Source organism: Aquabacterium commune (assembly GCF_004362855.1).
GTDB classification, from domain to species: Bacteria; Pseudomonadota; Gammaproteobacteria; order Burkholderiales; family Burkholderiaceae_C; genus Aquabacterium; species Aquabacterium commune.
This window is the reverse complement of sequence record NZ_SNXW01000002.1, coordinates 231,681-249,734: the sequence shown is the minus strand read 5'-3', so window position 1 is coordinate 249,734 and position 18,054 is coordinate 231,681. Positions and strand designations below refer to the sequence as shown.

Sequence of the window (18,054 nt, the reverse complement as noted above, 5' to 3'; positions counted from 1 at the left end):
CTGCCGAGAGCCGTCAAGGACGGAGAGCGGCATGCGCGGGTCCGAGGGGCAAGCCCGACGGACCGTGTCAACGGTGGCCAGCGCCTGGCATCAGGCGTGGCAGGACGGCGTTGTCAGGCCCAGCTCGGTGGTGCGCGTGATTGCGCAGGCCGCCAGGCGTGCGCGGTGTGCGGCGCATGCAGGAAGGCGGCGGGTTCGCGGAAATCGGGCAGGGGCGCCGCGGCCACCGTGGGCAGGGCCGGCACGGAGGGCAGCGCGTGTGCTTGCAGGCTGCAGTACGGGCAGTGGTCCAGCAGGTGGGGCTGGCCCTTGGACGGCGTCTGCGTGGTTTGCAGGTCGCCCACCGCCACCCAGGCGGTGCCGCCACCGGCCCGGCAGATCTCCACCCAGGCGGTGCTGCTGCCGCGCTGCAGCAGTTGCGACAACGCGGGTGCCAAGGCGGCCATCCACATCGCCAGCAAGGCGATCCAGGCGGCACGCTGGAGGCGGACACGGGGCAGCAACATCGCCTCATTCTAATCACGCCGGTCGGGCATCGGCGCGCCTTGTGCAAAGTCGGCGCTGGTCTGACATGATGCGGTCGGCCCGTTCACGAGGAAGCTCCCCATGACCCAGATCTCCATCAACGGCGTTCAGCGCCAGGTCGATGCCGACCCCGACACCCCGTTGCTGTGGGTGCTGCGCGACGAACTGCAACTGACCGGCACCAAGTACGGCTGTGGCGCCGGCCTGTGTGGCGCCTGCACCGTCCACATCGACGGCCAGGCCACGCGCTCGTGCCTGACGCCGGTGTCGGCGGTGGGTGCGCGCAAGGTCACCACCATCGAGGCGGTGGACCAGGGGCAGTCCGCCCGCGTCGGCCAGGCCGTGCAAGCCGCCTGGGTGAAGCTGGACGTCGCCCAATGCGGCTACTGCCAGTCCGGCCAGATCATGAGCGCGGTGACCTTGCTGAGCCGCAACCGCAAGCCCACGGACGCCGACATCGACGCGGCCATGGGCGGCAACATCTGCCGCTGCGCCACCTACGTCCGCATCCGCGCGGCCATCCACGAAGCCGCCAAGGCCTTGGCCTGAGCGCCGCAGGAAAAAACGCCATGACGATCGCCATGACCACCGCCATCGACAACCTCAGCCGGCGCCAGTTCCTGGGCAGCTCGGCCGGCCTGACCCTGGGCCTGACCTTGGGATTCAGCCTGGGTGAGGCGCAAGCCGCATCGCCCCAAGCCACCGCCGCAACCGCCGCCCCCGCTCCCGTTTTTGAGCCCAACGCCTTCCTGCGCATCGGCACAGACAACACCGTCACCGTCATCTCCAAGCACCTGGAGATGGGGCAGGGCACCTACACCGGCCTGGCCACGCTGGCCGCCGAAGAGCTCGATGCCGCCTGGGCGCAGGTGCGCGTGGAAAGCGCGCCGGCCGACGCCCGCCGCTACAACAACCTGCTGTGGGGCCCGGCACAGGGCACGGGCGGCAGCACCGCCATGGCCAACTCCTGGGAACAGATGCGCCAGGCTGGCGCTTCGGCCCGCGCCATGCTGGTGTCGGCCGCGGCACGCCGCTGGTCGGTGCCGGTTGCCGACATCACGGTGCGCGAGGGCGTGGTGCTGCACGCCGACTCCAAGCGCCAGGCCACCTTCGGTGAGCTGGCCGAAGCCGCGGGTGCCGAGGCCGTGCCCGCGTCCGTGGTGCTGAAGGACCCGAAGGACTTCCGCCTCATCGGCAAGACCGCGCCGCGCAAGGACGCCGCCGACAAGGTCAATGGCCGCGCCCAGTTCACGCAAGACCTGCACCTGCCCGGCATGCTGCTGGCCGTGGTGGCGCACCCGCCGCGCTTCGGCGGCAAAGTCAGAGCCTTCGATGCGAGCCAGGCCAAGGCCGTCAAGGGCGTGGTCGATGTCGTGGCCATCCCGAGCGGCGTGGCCGTGCTGGCCCGCGACACCTGGAGTGCCAAGAAGGGCCGCGATGCCCTGGTGGTCACGTGGGACGACAGCGCCGCCTTCCAGCTGAGCAGCGACACCCAGCGCCGGCGCTACCGCGAGCTCGCCGCCACCCCCGGCCTGATCGCCCGCCAGGATGGCCAGGCCGATGCCGCGCTGGCCCAGGCCCCGAAGGCAGGCGCAGGTCGCGTCATCAGCGCCAGCCTGGACTTCCCCTACCTGGCGCACGCCGCGATGGAGCCCATCAACTGCGTGGTGCAGCGCACCGAGGCCGGTTGCACCGTCTGGAACGGCGAGCAGATGCACACGGGCGACCAGTTCGCCCTGGCCAAGCTCTTCGGCATCGCGCCCGAGCAGGTCACCATCCACACCCTGTACGCGGGCGGCAGCTTCGGTCGCCGCGCCAGCAAGGACGCCGACTACGTCCGTGAGGTCGCCAGCATCGTCCAGGCTTCGGGCACCAAGGCGCCTGTGAAGATGGTGTGGCTGCGCGAGGACGACATGAAGGGCGGCCAGTACCGCCCCATGTTCCACCACCGCCTCGAGGCCACCTTGTCGCCGCAGGGTGAGATCTCGGCGTGGCGTCACCGCCTGGTGGGGCAGTCCATCGCGGCGGGCTCGCCTTTCGAGTCGGTGATGGTCAAGAACGGCGTCGATGCCTTGTCGGTGGAGGGCGCGTCCACGCTGCCTTACGCCATCCCGAACCTGCAGGTCGAGTTGCACACGCCCCAGGACATCGGCGTGCCCGTGCTGTGGTGGCGCTCGGTGGGTTCGACCCACACCGCCTACGCCACGGAAACCTTCCTGGACGCGCTGGCCACCGAGGCCCAGCAGGACCCGGTGGCCTGGCGCCTGAAGATGCTGGACAAGCACCCGCGCCACGCCGCCGTGCTGGCCCTGGTGGCCGACAAGGCCGCTTGGGGCAAGCCGCTGGCGAAGGGCAAAAAGGGCGAGCGCCGTGGCCGTGGCGTGGCCCTGCACGAGTCCTTCGGCACGGTGGTGGCCCAGGTGGCCGAGGTCACCGTGTCGCGCGACGGCAGCTTCCACGTGGACCGCGTCGTGACCGCGGTGGACTGCGGCGTGGCCATCAACCCGGACAACGTCCGCGCCCAGGTCGAGGGCTCGGTGGGCTTCGCGCTGTCGGCGGCCCTGCACGGCGAGATCACGCTCAAGGACGGCGTGGTCGAGCAGTCCAACTTCGGCGACTACGCGCCCATCCGCATCCAGGAGATGCCCAAGGTGGAGGTGCACATCGTGCCTTCGGCGAACAAGCCTTCGGGCATCGGCGAGCCGGCCGTGCCGCCCGTGGCACCGGCCGTGGCCAATGCCCTGGCCGCGGCCACCGGCAAGCGTGCCTGGCGCCTGCCGCTGCAAACCGCGCAGTTCAAGGCCTGAGCCATGCACAGCCAGGACGGGCAGGTGCTCGACGCCTTGCAGCGCTGGGCGGCCGAGGGCCATGGTGCGGCGCTGGTCACGGTGGTGCGGACCTGGGGTTCGGCGCCACGCCCGCCCGGTGCCTGGATGGCGTTGCGCGACGACGGGCTCGTGCAGGGCTCGGTCTCGGGCGGCTGCATCGAGGACGACCTCGTGGCGCGCATGTGTGCCGGCGAGTTCACCGGCACACCGGTGCTGCAACGCTATGGCGTGACGCAGGACGAGGCCGCGCGTTTCGGCCTGCCCTGTGGCGGCACGCTGGAACTGCTGATCGAGCCCTCGCCCAATGCGGCCAGCTTGTGTGCGTTGTCAGAGCGTTTGCACGAAGGGCGCCTGGTGCGCCGCACGGTGGACGTGACCACGGGCGCGGTCAGCCTGAACGATGCCTGCCGCGGCGACGCCTTGCAGTGGGATGGGCAGCGCCTGTCCACGGTGCACGGGCCGCGCTGGCGCCTGCTCATCATCGGGGCGGGTCAGATCGCGCGTTACCTCGCGCCCATGGCCATCGCGCTGGACCATGCCGTGAGCGTGTGCGACCCGCGCGAGGCATACGCCACCGAGTGGGATGTGGCCGGTGCGCCCCTGTTGCCCGGCATGCCCGATGACGTGGTGGTGGCGTTCCAGCCCGATCCGCACACGGCCATCGTGGCGCTCACGCACGACCCCAAGCTCGACGACATGGCCTTGCTGGAGGCGCTCAAATCGCCCGCGTTTTACGTGGGAGCGCTGGGCTCCCGCGTGAACAACGCGGCGCGGCGCGAGCGCTTGCGCCGGCACTTCGACCTCTCGGACGAGGAGGTGGCGCGTTTGCACGGGCCTGCGGGCCTGCACATCGGCAGCCACACCCCGCCGGAGATCGCGCTGTCCATCCTGGCCGAGGTCACGGCGGTGAAGAACGGCGTGGACGCGTCGCGGCCGCGCCCTGCGTCAGACGCGTCAGCCTCGTCAGACGTGGCCGATTCGTCCGACGAGGCTGGCGGTGCTGGTGGTGCCACGCGGCGCTCGCCGGGCTGCGCGGTCGGTGGCTGAGGGCTGAAGCTTCAGCCTTCGTTCTTCGCGGCGGCCTTGGGCTTGGCGCGGGAGCGCGCAGTCGCCTTCTTGGCCGCCGGCTTGGCGTCCTTGGCTGCCGCGGGCGCGGCCGCAGTGGGCTTGTCCGCAGGGGCGGCGTTGCCGGCTGCGTTGCTTGCCTTGCGCGGGGCCCGCTTGCGGGCCGGGGCCGAGGGCGCGTCCACCGAGGCAGGTGCCGGTGCCGGTGCTGCGGCGGGCGCAGGCTCGGCCACGCGGACCGGCTCGGCCGCCGCGCGTTCCGACCCCGTCTGGGTGGGGCGCTGGCGTCCCGCCTGACTGCGCTCACCTTGACCCGCCTCGCGGCCACTTTCGCGCACACTTTCGCGTCCACCCTCGCGGCCCGCCCGCGTGCGACCGCGGCCGCCACGGCTGCGTCGCCGGGCACCGCCCTCGTCGTGCGCTTGTCCGGGCTGCGCCGGGGCGTCGGCATCGTCTTCCACGGCCTCGGCGCCTGGCGCCGGCATGACGGTCACGCTCGTGAACACCGCGCCGTTGACGTCCACTTCGTCCGCTGGCTCGTCACGCATGTCCTGGCGCACGTCCTGGCGCAGATCGTCGTCCTTGTGGCCTGCGTCGGCCATCGCGGTGCCGCCATCGCCACGCACCAGGGCGCCCGCACTTGGCACGCCCGTGCCACGCGCCACCCAGGTGCCCGACTTCTCGTCGCGGCCGAAGTCCAGCAGGCCGCGGCCTTGCGCTTCTTCCAGCAGGTTGCCGAAGGTGCGAAAGCCGTAATAAGACTCGCTGAAGCCGGGGTTGCGGCGCTTGATGGCTTCCTTGAGCACCGAGGCCCAGATGCGGCCACCGTCGTCGCGGTCGGTGACCAGCGCTTCGTAGGTCTCGGCGGCCATCTCCACGGCCTTGAGGCGGCGCGCGTCCATTTCTTCGCGGCGGCGGCGTTCTTCTTCGGGGCTGCGGCGCGGCTGCGGTGCGGCGTCGCGCCCGTTGCCTGGTGCGCTGCTGCGGCGCGCGGCCTGGCGCTGGCTTTCGCGCACCAGGTCGTCGTAGAAGATGAATTCGTCGCAGTTGGCGATCAGCAGGTCGGAGGTGGACTGCTTCACACCCACGCCGATGACGTGCTTGGCGTTTTCGCGCAGCTTGGACACCAAGGGCGAGAAGTCCGAGTCGCCCGAGATGATGACGAAGGTGTTGACGTGGGCCTTGGTGTAGCAGAGGTCGAGCGCGTCAACCACCAGGCGGATGTCGGCCGAGTTCTTGCCCGACTGGCGCACGTGCGGGATCTCGATGAGTTCGAAGTTGGCCTCGTGCATGGCGGCCTTGAAGCCCTTGTAGCGCTCCCAGTCGCAGTAGGCTTTCTTGACCACGATGCTGCCCTTGAGCAGCAGCCGCTCCAGCACGCGCTTGATGTCGAACTTGTCGTAGTTGGCATCGCGCACGCCGAGGGCAACGTTCTCGAAGTCGCAAAACAGCGCCATGCTGATGTTGTCTTGGGCCATGGAAAATCCGGTTCTGTGAAGGTCGGCATCATCCCACGGGAACGGACTGCTTCGGGCGTGCGGTGGCGCTATGCTGCACCCGCTGGCCCGCCAGGGCAAGCCCCTCGACCTCCCGGGAGCCCCACGTGACCAAGAACCGACTCGAAGCCTTCAGCGATGGCGTGCTGGCCATCGCCATCACCATCATGGTGCTGGAGATGAAGGCGCCGCACGGCGGTGGCCTGGACGCCTTGCGCGACCTGGCGCCGGTGTTCCTGAGCTACGTGCTGAGCTTCATCTACGTGGGCATTTACTGGAACAACCACCACCACATGCTGCACGCCGTGCACCACGTCAATGGCCCGGTGCTGTGGGCCAACCTGCACCTGCTGTTCTGGCTGTCGCTGTTCCCCTTCGCCACCGCCTGGATGGGCGAGAACCACTTCGAGGCCGTGCCGAGCGCCGCGTATGGCGTGGTGCTGCTCATGGCCGCGGTGGCCTATGTGATCCTGCAGCGCACGCTGATCGCGCTGGAGGGGCGCGATGGGGCCTTGGCGAAGGCGGTGGGCCGTGATCGCAAGGGGCGTTGGTCGATGGGGCTGTACGCCGTTGGCGTGGGCCTGGCCTTTGTGCACCCGCTGGCCGCCCAGCTGGTCTATGTCGCGGTGGCCCTGGTCTGGCTGGTGCCGGACCGCCGCATCGAGCAGGTGCTGCAGGCCTGAGCTCAGTCTTCCAGGTCGTCGCTGTCGTCCGCAGGCGCGGCGCCCAGGACGCGCGGGCTGCGGTCGCTCTTGCGCTTCTGGTTGCGCGCGGCACGCTCGGCCTGCAGCTTTTCTTCGCGCACTTGCGCCTCGGCCACCCAGGCCTCGAACTCGGGCGGGGTCTCCAGGGTGATGCGGCCCAGGATGGCGCTGCGGAAGTCGTTGATGACGATCTCGGCGGCCTTTTGCAGGTTGACGCGGCCTCCGGCCATCACGGCACCGCGCCGTCGGCCGATTTCTTCCAGCAGGGCGTCGTCGTGCGCGCCCGGGATGTCGGCCAGCGGGAAGGTGAGCTTGTAGCGCGCGGCCAGCAACTGCGCGTACGGGCCCTTGAGGCGGTGCAGCAGTTCCAGCGCCACTTCCTCTTCGTCATAAGCGTTGCGGCCCACGGCGCCGCTGCCGGCCAGGTGGTAGCCGCTTTGCTCGACGAGGATCTTGGGCCACAGCATGCCGGGCGTGTCGAAGAGGTAGAAGTCGCTGGCCAGGTTGATGCGCTGCTCGATGCGCGTCACGCCGGCCTCGTCGCCCGTTTTGGCGGCCTTCTTGCCGACCAGGGTGTTGAGCAGCGTGGACTTGCCCACGTTGGGGATGCCGCAGATCAGCACGCGCAGGGGCTTGTCCATGCCGCCGCGGTTCGGGGCAAGTTCGCGGCAGGCCTTGATGAGGCGCTGGGCCGGGGCGGTGTCGCCAGCGTCGAGGGCGATGGCCGCGGTGTCGCTTTGCGCGCTGTACCAGGCCAGCCAGGCCTCGGTGCGTTCGGGGTCGGCCAGGTCCTGCTTGTTGAGCACCTTGAGCTTGCGGCGCGTGCCGGTCATCTCGGCCAGCATGGGGTTGGCGCTGGAGCCGGGCAGGCGGGCGTCGAGCAGTTCGATGACCACGTCGATGTCCTTGATGCGCTCAAGGATGGCTTTCTTGGTCACGTTCATGTGACCGGGGAACCACTGGATCGCCATCGGGCAAGGTCTTTCGTGGACAGGAGGGGAGGGCGTCAGCAGGCGGTGACGGCCGCATTGTCGCCGCAAGTGCCTGGGCTGGTGTGGTCGGCTGGGCCCTGATCGGCCGGCGCGGGCACGTGGGCGTGCAGCCAGGCGTCGATCTGGCGCGGGTCGTTGAGCGTGCGCACGGCCTGGTAGGCGACTTCGGCCTCGGGGTGACGGCGGCGCAGGAAGTTCAACCATTGCTTGAGGCGGCCCGGGCGGTGGCGGGGCACCACGCGCGGGGCGATCAGCGCCCAGTAGACGTGCAGCAGCGGCTCCAGCGTGGCCCACGGCACGCCAGATGCGCCCGCGCCATCCCAGGCCAGCTCGGTGCGCACGGCCAGCGCCAGGCCCGGGTCGGCCACCATGCCGCGCCCCAGCATCAGGGCGTCACAGCCGCTTTCTTCGACGCAGCGCCGCGCGTCGGCCACGTTCCAGATCTCGCCATTGGCCACCACCGGGATGCGCACGGCCTGGCGCACGTCGGCGATGCGATCCCAGTAGGCGGGCGGGCGGTAGCCGTGGGCCTTGGTGCGGCCGTGCACCACGAGCTCGCTGGCGCCGCCGGCCTCCAGGGCCTGGGCGCAGGTCTCGGCATCGGCATCGTCGTGGAAGCCCAGCCGCATTTTGGCCGTCACCGGCACATGGGCGGGCACGGCCTGGCGCACGGTGCTGACGATGCGGTGCAGCAGGTCCGGGTCTTGGAGCAGGGCCGCGCCGCCGCCGTGGCGGTTGACCACACGCGCCGGGCAGCCGAAGTTCAGGTCCACCCCGGGCGAGCCCAACTCGACCAGGCGCGCGGCGTTGTCGGCCAGGCAGGCGGGGTCCGAGCCCAGCAGCTGCCCGCGCACGGGCACGCCGACCCAGGTGCGCCCGCCGTTGTTGAGCTCGGGCATGACCCGGCGAAAGGCGCGTTCGGGCAAAAGCGTGCCGGTGACGCGGATGAATTCCGACACGCAGCGGTCGATGCCGCCTGTGCGGGTCAGCACATCGCGCAGGGGGGCGTCGAGCAGCCCTTCCATGGGGGCCAGCAGCAGGGTCATCGGGCGGTGGGCGCAGCGGGTTTCGGGGGCTGCCAGTGTACGCACCCTGGCCTTGCCTGAAGCCGTGACGCATGGATGCATTTCCATCGCAGAAGCCCTCAAGTTCTGGGGCCGGTGGTCGAAGACAACGAACCGGAAAGAAAACCACCCTGCATCCATGACCACAGCCACCGAGTCCACCAGCGTTGACGACGTCCTCAGCGAGTTGGACCAGGCCCGCAAGCGCGGCCCCTTGCAGCACATCGTCATCCCGCCGTGCCCCGAGCTGCTCACGCGCTTGCAGCAGGCGATGGCACAGGCGGAGCCCGACCTCAACGAGGTGGCACGCATCGCCACCAGCGACGTCGCCATGTCGGCCACGCTGCTGCGCGCCGCCAACAGCCCCTTGTACGGCGCTGGGCAACCCGTCCAGACCTTGGGTCAGGCCATGAACCGCCTGGGCCTGGCGCAAACGGCGCAGGTGATGACCGCATTTTTGGCACGCGGCGCCATGCGCGTCAATTCGCCACAGCTCAAGCGCTTCTGGGAACGTGCCGCCAAGCGCGCCCAGGCCATGTCCTTCATGGCCGAGCGCCTGCCTGGTGTCTCGGCCGACGTGGCCTACACCTACGGCCTGTTTTGCCACGTGGGCTTGCCGGTGATGGCGCAAAGCGTGAAGGGCTACCTGAGCACCTTGGTCGAGGCGCAGGCGCGCATCGACCGCTCTTTCGTGGCCACCGAAAACGCCAACCACCGCACCGACCACGCCGTCGTGGGCGCGCTGGTGTCCCGTTTGTGGCGCCTGGCCCCTGCCGTGACGGCCGCTGTGCGCCTGCACCACGACCTCGATGCCATCGGCGAGCGCAGCGTGGACCCGGACGTGCACACCCTGGTCGCCATGGGCCTGCTGGCCGAGCACCTCATGCGCCGCCACGAAGGCCTGGAGCCCGACGTGGACTGGCACGGGCATGGCGAGGCCGCGATGGCCTGGTTGCACGTCTCGGACGCCGACCTGGGCACCTGGCACGACGAATTGCGCGAGTCCCTGGACGCGCTCTGAACCGCCGAGGTGACACGCGCGCCGCGTAAGATCGGCGCCGACGTGATCATCCAAGGGAGAGTTTCAGATGGCGGCATCCAGCCTGTTGGTGCTGATCGACGACATCGCCACGGTGCTGGACGATGTCGCGGCGATGTCCAAGGTCGCGGCCAAGAAAACCGCCGGCGTGCTCGGCGACGACCTGGCGCTCAACGCGCAGCAGGTGTCGGGCATCCGCGCCGAGCGCGAGTTGCCGGTCGTCTGGGCCGTGGCGAAAGGCTCGTTGCGCAACAAGGTCATCCTGGTGCCCGCCGCGCTGGCCATCAGCGCGCTGGCGCCCTGGGCGGTGACGCCTTTGCTGATGGTGGGCGGCGCCTATCTCTGCTTCGAGGGCGTCGAGAAGCTGGCCCACCCCTTCCTGCACCACGGCGATGCCGATGAGGCCGAGGCCGCTGCCGAGCACCAGGCCTTGCGCGAGGCCCTGGCCGACACCCACGTGGACATGGTCGCCTTCGAGCGCGACAAGGTGCAAGGCGCTGTGCGCACCGATTTCATCCTGTCAGCAGAAATCGTCGCCATCACCCTGGGCACCGTGGCCGATGCGCCCTTGATGCAGCAGGTGGCGGTGCTCAGCGGGGTGGCGCTGGCCATCACCGTGGGCGTGTACGGTCTGGTGGGCGCCATCGTCAAGATGGACGATGCAGGCCTCTACCTCAGCCAGCGCCGCGGTGCGCTGGTCCAGGCGCTCGGGCGTGGCCTGCTGCACGCTGCGCCCCTGTTGATGCGGGTGCTGTCCGTGGCTGGCACGGCCGCGATGTTCCTGGTCGGTGGCGGCATCTTGCTGCACGGCCTGCCGGGTGCCCATGACCTGGTGCACGAGGTCGTGACCCACGCCGAGGCGCTGGTGCCGGGTGCCAGCGTGGTGGGGGCGGTCGTGCCCTTGCTGCTCGACGCCTTGACCGGCGTCGTGGGTGGGGTGCTGGCCCTGGCCGCTGTGACTGTGGTGCAGCGGGTGCGCGGCTTGTTCAAGCGCTGAGCGGCGGGTTGTGCCGTTCAGGCGCCAGCGCCAGAGGATGTGGACAGCGGCGTTGACAGTGGCAGCCAGCGCGACAGCAGGCTGGCCAGCGCCTGGCGGTCGAAGGGCTTGGTGAGGTAGTCGTCCATGCCCTGCGCCAAGCAGACCTCGCGGTCACCGCTGAGCGCATGCGCCGTCAGCGCGATGATGGGCGTGCGCTCACGCGCCGTGTCGGCGCCTTCCAGTGCGCGGATGCGGCGCGCGGCCTCGTAGCCGTCCATCACGGGCATCTCGCAGTCCATCAGGATGACGTCGAAGGCCTGCTCCTGGAACATGGCCACGGCCACCTCGCCGTTCTTGGCGTGGCGACTGACGATGCCCAGGCTCTCCAGCGTCATCGTGGCGATGAAGGCATTGACCTCGTTGTCCTCCACCAGCAGCACCTCGCCTTGCAGGTTCAGGTCGGCGTGCTCGGGCGGCAGGGTGTCGGGGAAGCCGTCGTCGGTGGCCAGCTTGCCCTGCGTGGTGGCCGTCATGATGCTGTAGGGCAACTCCAGCACCACTTCGAAGGTGGTGCCGATGCCCAACACGCTGCGCACCCCGATCAGCCCGCCCATCTCGTCGATGATCTGCTTGCAGATGGCCAGGCCCAGGCCCGTGCCGCCGTAGCTGCGGTTGGCGCCCGTCTCCACCTGGAAAAAGGGCTGGAAGAGCTGGTCCAGGGACTCGTGCGGGATGCCCACGCCGGTGTCGGACACATCGAGCTTGACCTGCGCCATCTCGGTGCTCTGACAGTGCACCGACAGGCTGACCACCACCTCACCCGATTGCGTGAACTTCACGGCATTGCTCACGAGGTTGAGCAGCACCTGGCGCAGCTTGCCCTCGTCGGCGATGAGGCTGCGCACCTGGGGTGGCACCTGCTTGCAGTCGTGGCGGATGCGGATGCTTTTCTGCTCGGCCGTGGCCTGGAAAGCCTGGCACACGCTGAAGATCAGGTCGCGCGGGTCGAACGGCGCGGGCGTCAAGCGGATCTTCTGGGCGTCGAGCTTGGCGAAGTCCAGGATCTCGTTGAGGATGTGCAGCAGGTTGCGCGCCGAGTCGCGTGCCGAGCGCACGAACAGCCGGTCGCGCTCGGTCATGTTCTGGTCGCTGAGCATGCTGAGCGCACCGATGACCCCGTTCATGGGCGTTCTGATTTCGTGGCTCATGTTGGCCAGGAAAGCGGTTTTGGCGCGGTTGGCGGTTTCTGCCATTTCCTTCATGCGGCGCAACTCGGCGATGCGGTTCTTGCGCTTGGACTGCAGGAAGAGCTTGCGCTCGCGCAGCAGCGAGAAGCGGTAGAAGCTGTAGCCCAGCAGGTTGGCCGCCGTCAGGTGCACGGCCATGCGTTGGAAGGCGGTGGTGTCCAGTTGGGGTTGGCGCAGGGCACTGTAGATGGCCATGCAACTCACGGTCACCGACAGCAGGGTGGTGGTGCCTGCCCGCAGGCGTGCGAAACCGAACACGACGAAGGTGGCGAACACCGCGGCCGACGTGAGGCCCCACAGCAGGCTGACGGACGAATCGTGTGCGTGACGCGAGACGATGGTGATGTTGCTCATCGCACACGCCGCCACCACCATCGTGATGAAACAGGCGGGATAGTGCTGAACGAAGAAATGGCGGTATTGGCGGTTGATCACCGCGCAAACCAGCAGCCCGGAGACAAGGGCTGCGCGGCTGATTTGGGCCGGATCCGAGACCGAAAGACCCCGGAAAAACAGGTCTGAGGCCCAGAACACCAGGAAATACAGTGCCGACACGATGGCACAAATGAAGATGAATTTCGCACCGTGCGAGTTGTAGGCGGCCCTGAACTCTGTTTCCAACGCATGGTTGGCAAAGCCTCGGTTGCCGAAGGTGCGAAAAAATTGATGCATGGCTGCCTTGTCAGACCTCATGTCGCCTCCGTGCGTGATGAGCGCAGCCTATTCTGTCGCTCATGGGCAAACTGCACTCGCCTCTGAAACCATGTTCCAGGGCGCGGGGCGCGATGTGCAGTTTCTCAGATTTCTCCCTTTTTTCAACGGGTGAAAGGAAGATGATCTGTTCACGGATTATTCATCAGCACGAAGCCCTTGAATTTCCTGACTGATACCGAGCTGGGTCGCTTATCGAAGCATGCTGTCGGCGCATCTCCCCTTGACGCAGCGAGAAGGCGAAGCCCGCCTCAGGCAGGGTGCATGTCGGAGCAGCGCTCCCGGCGCAGCGTTTGCGGAACGTTGAATCGCTCGCGCACAAAATCGGGATCGATGTCGATATCGGGGTGATCGGTTTCCACCAGGAAAGGGTATATCTGGCAGTTGGCGTCACGCAGGCGGTGCTCGAATCTCAGGGTGTCCATGAAGAACAACGTGACGGGCACGCCAGGTTGCGCTGAGGTGATGACCCTCTCGCCAAAAATGTCTTCAAATTGCATGGCCTTGTACATGCGGTCGATGGGCTGTCGGGCGATGAGCAGCAGGGCATCGATGCCGGAGCGAAAGCAAGCCTCGTAGGCCACCTTGACCAGCGCAGGCACCACCATGCGTCCCCCAGGACCATTTTGGGTCACCATGCGGCCAGCTTCTGCGAGCGCCCGTTGGTGGAACCGCTGCGGCAGTTCGAATTCCTTCTCGAAACGCAGCGGCGTGTTGATGTTGGTGCTCAGGCGCAGCGAACCCAGGATGCTGCCATCTTCGTGCGATTCGGCCATCACCAGCACCACATCGTCGCGCAGGTCGTCGGCTTCGGGCTCGTACAGGGACAGGCGTTGGACCAGGTCGGGTTGGTGGCGGGCATAAGCCTCGCCCCGGTGCCGGCAAACCCGCTGGATGTCCTCGGGGCTTTTGGCGATCCGCATGCGGAACGGCAAGGGCTGAGTTTCCAGGGCGGGCCGCGTGTAAGGACGGCCAAGTCTCACAGTCGGTCTGGACATGAACACACCTTTGGTGATCCGTGATGAAAAACGATCGGTCACCTGCGCCAGGGCAGGCGACCGCACGGAAAAAGCAAGTGGGTGGCCGACCGCAGGCCGCCGTCACCGATGAAGGTGCTTACTTGCTTGACACATTCTTACAGCATGCCGGCCGTTCATGACAAATATCTGCAAAGTGTGCGGTTATCCCGAATCTGCTTGTTGTAAAGACGTGAAAGGGTGTTCGGTCGCTCTGTTCGCGTTCAACGCAGGATGTCGTGCAGGGCCACGAACTCCTGGGTGAGTTTGTGGCGCGGGTCCAGGTGAACCATGGGGCGCGCCAATTGGTGAGATTCCTTGATCTTCACCGAACTGCTCAGGTAGGGCTGCAACACGGGCAAGCCCTCGTCAATCAGTTCCTGCACCAGCTTTTGCGGCAAAGTGGCTCGGGGTTGGAACTGGTTGACGATGATGCCGCTCACGGCCAGATCCTCGTTGTGGTCCGCGCGTATTTCCTGCACGTTGTCCAGCAGGGTATAGAGCGCGCGGCGCGAGAAATCGTCGCAGTCAAAGGGAATCAGGCAACCCTGGGCGGCAATCAATGCCGAGCGGGTGTAGAAATTCAAGGCCGGGGGCGTGTCGACGTAAATTCGGTCGTACGTTTGGCCGATTTCCTCCAGGGCATCCCTGAGCTTGTAGATTTTGTAGCGCGATTCCAGTTTGGCGTGCAATTCGTCCAGGCTAGGGTGCGAGGGCATCAGGTGCAGGTTCTCCCAGGGGGTTTCGACGATGTGATCGGCGATGTCCTGCGGGCGGGCGCTGAACCTCAGGGTTTGCTCGAAGAATGCCGCGGCGTGCTGCTTGGCGTCTTCCGGAGGCTCGCCCAGCAGGTATTGCGTGGAGTTGCCCTGCGGGTCCAGATCGACCACGAGGGTTTTGAGACCTTGCGCGGCGCTGATGGCGGCGAGGTTGCAGGTGATGGTGGATTTGCCGACCCCACCTTTTTGATTGAAGACGACGTATCGCATGGTGCAGCGGGCTCCCGTGAGGCTGAATGCACGCATTGTGCACCGCAACACGGGAGCCGCTGATGACGGCTCAGCGCGCGCCGGCGCCCGTCTCTGGCAGTTCGATCTTGACTTCCAGCACTTCGAGGTCGCCCTGGCGCTCCATGGACACCTTGATGTCGTCCGGGTTGATGGAGACGTACTTCGAAATCACCGCCACCAGCTCGCGCTGCAGGTCGGGCAGGTAGTTGGGGCTGTGGCTGCGGCCATTGCGCTCGTGCGCCAGGATGAGCTGCAGGCGCTCCTTGGCGACCGTGGCGGTCTGCTTCTTTTCACCGAGGAAGAAGGAGAGGAATCCCATGGCGTTCACTTGCCTCCGAACAGGCGCTTGAAGAAGCCGGGCTTTTCGGCGTCGATGAAGCGCATGGGTTTGTCTTCGCCCAGGAAACGCGCGATGACGTCCTTGTAGGCCTCGGAGACGTCGGTGCCGGTCATGTGGATGGCCGGGATGCCCTGGTTGGAGGCGTTCAGCACCGTCTCCGATTCGGGGATGACGCCGATCAGCTTGACGCGCAGGATCTCGTGGATGTCTTCCAGCGAGAGCATCTGGCCGCCTTCAACGCGGTTGGGGTTGTAGCGCGTGATCAGCAGGTGCTCTTTGATGGGCTCGCCGCCGTTCTGGGCGCGTTGGGTCTTGCTCTGCAGCATGCCCAGGATGCGGTCGGAGTCGCGCACGGACGAGACTTCGGGGTTGGTCACCACGATGGCTTCGTCGGCAAAGTGCATGGCCATGAGCGCACCGGTCTCGATGCCGGCGGGCGAGTCGCACACGACGTACTCGAAGCCCATCTCGCCGAGGTCCTTGAGCACCTTCTCGACACCGTCTTGCGTCAGCGCATCCTTGTCACGCGTTTGCGAGGCGGCCAGCACGTAGAGGTTGTCGCACTGCTTGTCCTTGATGAGGGCCTGGTTGAGGTTGGCCTCGCCGTGGATCACGTTGATGAGGTCATAGACCACGCGGCGCTCGCAACCCATGATCAGGTCGAGGTTGCGCAGGCCGACGTCGAAGTCGATGACGGCCGTCTTGTGGCCGCGCAGGGCCAGGCCCGATGCGAAGGAGGCGCTGGTGGTCGTCTTGCCGACGCCGCCTTTGCCGGAAGTCACGACGATGATCTTGGCCATGGGAGGGCGGTCCTTTCAGTGGATCTGTGCAAAGAGAGAGGTTCAGGAAATCGGTTCGAACACCAGGCGCTCGCCGTCGAGGCGGATCTGCGCTGGCTTGCCGCGCACGCTGTCGGGCAGCGGGTTGTCGGTGGTGCGGTAGGTGCCGGCGATCGACAGCAACTCGGGCTCCATGACGGTGGCAAAGATGCGCGCCTGGGTGTTGCCCTTGGCGCCGGCAATCGCCTTGCCGCGCAGCGGTGCATAGACGTGGATGCTGCCGTCGGCGATGACTTCGGCGCCGTGGTTGACCACCGCCGTGACGATGAGGTCGCCGCCCTTGGCATAGACCTGCTGACCAGAGCGCAAGGGCTTGTCGATGATCAGGGTGGTGGCGGCCACGGGCACTTCCACCTCGACCGGCACTTCGCGGACGACTTCACGCACCACCTCGCGCACGACCTCGACGGTTTCGACGCGGGCCGGTGCCGCGTGGCTGTCAGGCGCTTCGACCAGGCCCGCCGCCTGTGCGGCATCGCTTTGTTTGCGCGTCGTGCCGCGCACGGCCACGGGCTTGAGCTTGTATTTCTGCAGCAGGCCGATGAGTGCAGGGAAATCGACGGCGACGTCCAGGCTGGCCAGGTGGGTCAGGTCGATGACGACGGGCTCGCCGTTGAAGAGGTCGGGCGTGGCGCCGAAGCGCTCGTCCAGCGCCTGGGCCAGGGCCGTCAGGTTGCCTGTCTTGAGCACGAAGGCTTCCAGCGTCAGTGAGGCGCTTTTGACATCGAACAAGGCCGGTGCGGCGGTGGGTGCAGGCATGGAGATGCGGTGCTGGTAAAGCGTGAAGTTTAAGGCAGCGCAAGGGGCATGCAGGCCACGCGGGGAGTTTCGTTTCGCTGGTGCTCGGGCGCGTGCGGGCCTGTGCCTGATCGGCGCGATACTGGCTCGCACGGCGAGTTGTGCAGGCAAGAAGGGGCAGAGTCGAGATGTTGCAGATCGGGGCCTTGTCGGCCGAGCAGGTGGGCGTGGTGGTGGCCTTGGGCGCGGGCATGCTGATCGGCCTGGAGCGCGAGCGCCGCAAGGGCGAAGGGCCGCAGCGCCAATCGGCGGGCCTGCGCACCTTCATGGTGGCGGCGCTGCTGGGCGTGTGTGCGCAGATCGTGTCGGTCGCGCTGGCCGCGGTGGCGCTGTTGGGCGTGACCGTCCTGGCGGCGCTGTCCTACCTGCGCTCCCGCTCCGACGACCCCGGCCTGACCACCGAACTGGCCTTGGTCACCACCGCCCTCATCGGCATGTTGGCTGTGCCGCAACCCGAACTGGCCGCGGCTGCGGCGGTGCTGCTGGCCAGCTTGCTGGCCGCCCGCGAGCGCTTGCACCACTTCGCCACGCACTGGTTGAGCGAAGACGAGTTGCACGACGGCCTGCTGCTGGCGGCGCTCTTGCTGATCTTGTTGCCGCTCCTGCCCGCGCAGTCGCTGACGTGGCTGGGTGGTCTGTCGCCCCGCCGGATGCTGACCCTGCTGGTGGTCATCCTGGCCATGCAGGCGCTCAGCCATGTCGCGCAGCGCTTGCTGGGCAGCCGACTCGGTTTGCCGGTGTCGGGCCTGCTCGGTGGTTTCGTCTCCAGCACCGCCACCATCACGGCGATGGGCGGGCGTGTGCGCAGCGGCCAGACACCTCTTCAGCTGGCCTGCAGCGCGGCAGTGCTGTCTTCTGCTGCCACCTGGATGCAGGTGGCGCTGATGGCCTCGGTGGTGGTGCCCGGGGGCTTGCTGGAGTGGCTGCCGATGGTGCTGGTGGGTGTGGCTGCGCCTTTGGTGATCGGTGTGCTCCTGTGGCGCAGGGCGTCAGCCACCGCCCCTGGGGGGCTGCCGCCGGGGCGACGGGTCTTGCGCCTGCGGGAGGCCGCGACCGTGGGGGCCTTGCTGATCGCTGGTGCGGTGGTGGTCAACCTGGCCCACCAGCGCGGTGACCTCGGCTTGATGCTGGGCACTGGCATCGCGGCCCTGGCCGACGCCCATGCCCCGATGGTGGCCTTGATGTCGATGAGCGGCACGGGGCTGATCGGGCACGACGCGGCGATGTCCGGTGTTTTGCTGGCCATCACCGTCAACAGCGCGACCCGCAGCGTGGCCGCCTGGGTCTCGGGCGGTCGCGTCTATGGCCTGGTGGTGGCCGCCGCCTTGGGGGTGAACGTGGCCCTGGTCTGGGCGTGGCATTGGGGGTGACTGGACAGCGTGATGTCAGGGTGTGGCGGGA

General features: G+C 67.6%; 17 protein-coding genes. 7 read left to right on the top strand and 10 right to left on the bottom strand.

The window, feature by feature from the left end:
* Window positions 1–113: 113 nt before the first annotated feature.
* Window positions 114–506 (bottom strand): DUF2946 domain-containing protein, encoded by a 393-nt coding sequence (locus tag EV672_RS04950; RefSeq protein WP_133606869.1) that lies wholly within the window; start codon window positions 504–506, stop codon window positions 114–116.
* Window positions 507–606: 100 nt separating this feature from the next.
* Between EV672_RS04950 and EV672_RS04945 the strand changes: the two genes are divergently transcribed.
* From EV672_RS04945 to EV672_RS04935, 3 genes are read left to right on the top strand one after another with little or no spacing between them, the layout of a single operon-like run.
* Window positions 607–1,074, top strand: coding sequence for a (2Fe-2S)-binding protein (locus EV672_RS04945; protein WP_133606868.1), 468 nt, complete (start codon window positions 607–609; stop codon window positions 1,072–1,074).
* Window positions 1,075–1,106: 32 nt separating this feature from the next.
* On the top strand, window positions 1,107–3,332 hold the full coding sequence (locus EV672_RS04940) for a xanthine dehydrogenase family protein molybdopterin-binding subunit (RefSeq protein ID WP_133607358.1): 2,226 nt from the start codon (window positions 1,107–1,109) through the stop codon (window positions 3,330–3,332).
* A gap of 3 nt (window positions 3,333–3,335) precedes the next feature.
* Window positions 3,336–4,400: an XdhC family protein gene (locus EV672_RS04935; RefSeq protein WP_133606866.1), complete on the top strand. Its 1,065-nt coding sequence runs from the start codon at window positions 3,336–3,338 to the stop codon at window positions 4,398–4,400.
* An 11-nt stretch (window positions 4,401–4,411) separates the two neighbouring features.
* Here EV672_RS04935 and EV672_RS04930 read toward each other — a convergent pair whose 3' ends face one another.
* Window positions 4,412–5,896 (bottom strand): NYN domain-containing protein, encoded by a 1,485-nt coding sequence (locus tag EV672_RS04930; protein WP_166643456.1) that lies wholly within the window; start codon window positions 5,894–5,896, stop codon window positions 4,412–4,414.
* Between the two features lie 125 nt (window positions 5,897–6,021).
* Between EV672_RS04930 and EV672_RS04925 the strand changes: the two genes are divergently transcribed.
* On the top strand, window positions 6,022–6,597 hold the full coding sequence (locus EV672_RS04925) for a TMEM175 family protein (RefSeq protein WP_133606865.1): 576 nt from the start codon (window positions 6,022–6,024) through the stop codon (window positions 6,595–6,597).
* A 2-nt stretch (window positions 6,598–6,599) separates the two neighbouring features.
* Here the strand turns inward: EV672_RS04925 and ylqF are convergent, their stop codons facing one another.
* Window positions 6,600–7,589: a ribosome biogenesis GTPase YlqF gene (gene ylqF, locus EV672_RS04920; protein WP_133606863.1), complete on the bottom strand. Its 990-nt coding sequence runs from the start codon at window positions 7,587–7,589 to the stop codon at window positions 6,600–6,602.
* A 35-nt stretch (window positions 7,590–7,624) separates the two neighbouring features.
* Window positions 7,625–8,656 carry a tRNA dihydrouridine synthase gene (locus tag EV672_RS04915; protein WP_133606861.1) on the bottom strand — a complete coding sequence of 344 codons (1,032 nt, stop codon included), beginning with the start codon at window positions 8,654–8,656 and terminating at the stop codon, window positions 7,625–7,627.
* Between the two features lie 157 nt (window positions 8,657–8,813).
* On the opposite strand from EV672_RS04915, the gene EV672_RS04910 reads away from it, so the two are divergent.
* The gene (locus tag EV672_RS04910; RefSeq protein ID WP_133606859.1) at window positions 8,814–9,695 is read left to right on the top strand and encodes an HDOD domain-containing protein; all 882 of its coding nucleotides are present in this window, start codon (window positions 8,814–8,816) and stop codon (window positions 9,693–9,695) included.
* Between the two features lie 67 nt (window positions 9,696–9,762).
* Window positions 9,763–10,710, top strand: a complete 948-nt coding sequence (locus EV672_RS04905) for a DUF808 domain-containing protein (RefSeq protein ID WP_133606857.1) — start codon at window positions 9,763–9,765, stop codon at window positions 10,708–10,710.
* A gap of 17 nt (window positions 10,711–10,727) precedes the next feature.
* Here the strand turns inward: EV672_RS04905 and EV672_RS04900 are convergent, their stop codons facing one another.
* The 6 genes from EV672_RS04900 to minC form a co-directional block, all read right to left on the bottom strand.
* A complete protein-coding gene (locus EV672_RS04900) occupies window positions 10,728–12,611 on the bottom strand; it encodes an ATP-binding protein (RefSeq protein WP_166643455.1) in 1,884 nt (627 codons plus the stop codon).
* Between the two features lie 290 nt (window positions 12,612–12,901).
* Complete coding sequence (locus tag EV672_RS04895) at window positions 12,902–13,648, bottom strand: N-acyl amino acid synthase FeeM domain-containing protein (RefSeq protein WP_133606853.1); 747 nt, start codon at window positions 13,646–13,648, stop codon at window positions 12,902–12,904.
* A 242-nt stretch (window positions 13,649–13,890) separates the two neighbouring features.
* Window positions 13,891–14,655 carry a ParA family protein gene (locus EV672_RS04890; protein ID WP_133606852.1) on the bottom strand — a complete coding sequence of 255 codons (765 nt, stop codon included), beginning with the start codon at window positions 14,653–14,655 and terminating at the stop codon, window positions 13,891–13,893.
* Between the two features lie 70 nt (window positions 14,656–14,725).
* Window positions 14,726–14,995 (bottom strand): cell division topological specificity factor MinE, encoded by a 270-nt coding sequence (gene minE / locus EV672_RS04885; protein ID WP_133606850.1) that lies wholly within the window; start codon window positions 14,993–14,995, stop codon window positions 14,726–14,728.
* Between the two features lie 5 nt (window positions 14,996–15,000).
* Window positions 15,001–15,816 (bottom strand): septum site-determining protein MinD, encoded by an 816-nt coding sequence (minD, locus tag EV672_RS04880; RefSeq protein ID WP_133606848.1) that lies wholly within the window; start codon window positions 15,814–15,816, stop codon window positions 15,001–15,003.
* Window positions 15,817–15,858: 42 nt separating this feature from the next.
* Window positions 15,859–16,614 (bottom strand): septum site-determining protein MinC, encoded by a 756-nt coding sequence (gene minC / locus EV672_RS04875; protein ID WP_133606847.1) that lies wholly within the window; start codon window positions 16,612–16,614, stop codon window positions 15,859–15,861.
* 167 nt (window positions 16,615–16,781) lie between these two features.
* Between minC and EV672_RS04870 the strand changes: the two genes are divergently transcribed.
* The gene (locus EV672_RS04870; RefSeq protein WP_133606845.1) at window positions 16,782–18,023 is read left to right on the top strand and encodes an MgtC/SapB family protein; all 1,242 of its coding nucleotides are present in this window, start codon (window positions 16,782–16,784) and stop codon (window positions 18,021–18,023) included.
* Window positions 18,024–18,054 lie beyond the last annotated feature (31 nt).

Coding starts and splice junctions, on each gene's coding strand:
- EV672_RS04895 (WP_133606853.1), bottom strand. CDS start 13,648: ATGTCCAGACCGACTGTGAGACTTGGCCGTCCTTACACGCGGCCCGCC.
- ylqF (WP_133606863.1), bottom strand. CDS start 7,589: ATGGCGATCCAGTGGTTCCCCGGTCACATGAACGTGACCAAGAAAGCC.
- EV672_RS04915 (WP_133606861.1), bottom strand. CDS start 8,656: ATGACCCTGCTGCTGGCCCCCATGGAAGGGCTGCTCGACGCCCCCCTG.
- EV672_RS04905 (WP_133606857.1), top strand. CDS start 9,763: ATGGCGGCATCCAGCCTGTTGGTGCTGATCGACGACATCGCCACGGTG.
- minD (WP_133606848.1), bottom strand. CDS start 15,816: ATGGCCAAGATCATCGTCGTGACTTCCGGCAAAGGCGGCGTCGGCAAG.
- EV672_RS04900 (WP_166643455.1), bottom strand. CDS start 12,611: ATGCATCAATTTTTTCGCACCTTCGGCAACCGAGGCTTTGCCAACCAT.
- minC (WP_133606847.1), bottom strand. CDS start 16,614: ATGCCTGCACCCACCGCCGCACCGGCCTTGTTCGATGTCAAAAGCGCC.
- EV672_RS04950 (WP_133606869.1), bottom strand. CDS start 506: ATGTTGCTGCCCCGTGTCCGCCTCCAGCGTGCCGCCTGGATCGCCTTG.
- EV672_RS04890 (WP_133606852.1), bottom strand. CDS start 14,655: ATGCGATACGTCGTCTTCAATCAAAAAGGTGGGGTCGGCAAATCCACC.
- EV672_RS04945 (WP_133606868.1), top strand. CDS start 607: ATGACCCAGATCTCCATCAACGGCGTTCAGCGCCAGGTCGATGCCGAC.
- EV672_RS04940 (WP_133607358.1), top strand. CDS start 1,107: ATGACCACCGCCATCGACAACCTCAGCCGGCGCCAGTTCCTGGGCAGC.
- EV672_RS04935 (WP_133606866.1), top strand. CDS start 3,336: ATGCACAGCCAGGACGGGCAGGTGCTCGACGCCTTGCAGCGCTGGGCG.
- EV672_RS04910 (WP_133606859.1), top strand. CDS start 8,814: ATGACCACAGCCACCGAGTCCACCAGCGTTGACGACGTCCTCAGCGAG.
- minE (WP_133606850.1), bottom strand. CDS start 14,995: ATGGGATTCCTCTCCTTCTTCCTCGGTGAAAAGAAGCAGACCGCCACG.
- EV672_RS04870 (WP_133606845.1), top strand. CDS start 16,782: ATGTTGCAGATCGGGGCCTTGTCGGCCGAGCAGGTGGGCGTGGTGGTG.
- EV672_RS04930 (WP_166643456.1), bottom strand. CDS start 5,896: ATGGCCCAAGACAACATCAGCATGGCGCTGTTTTGCGACTTCGAGAAC.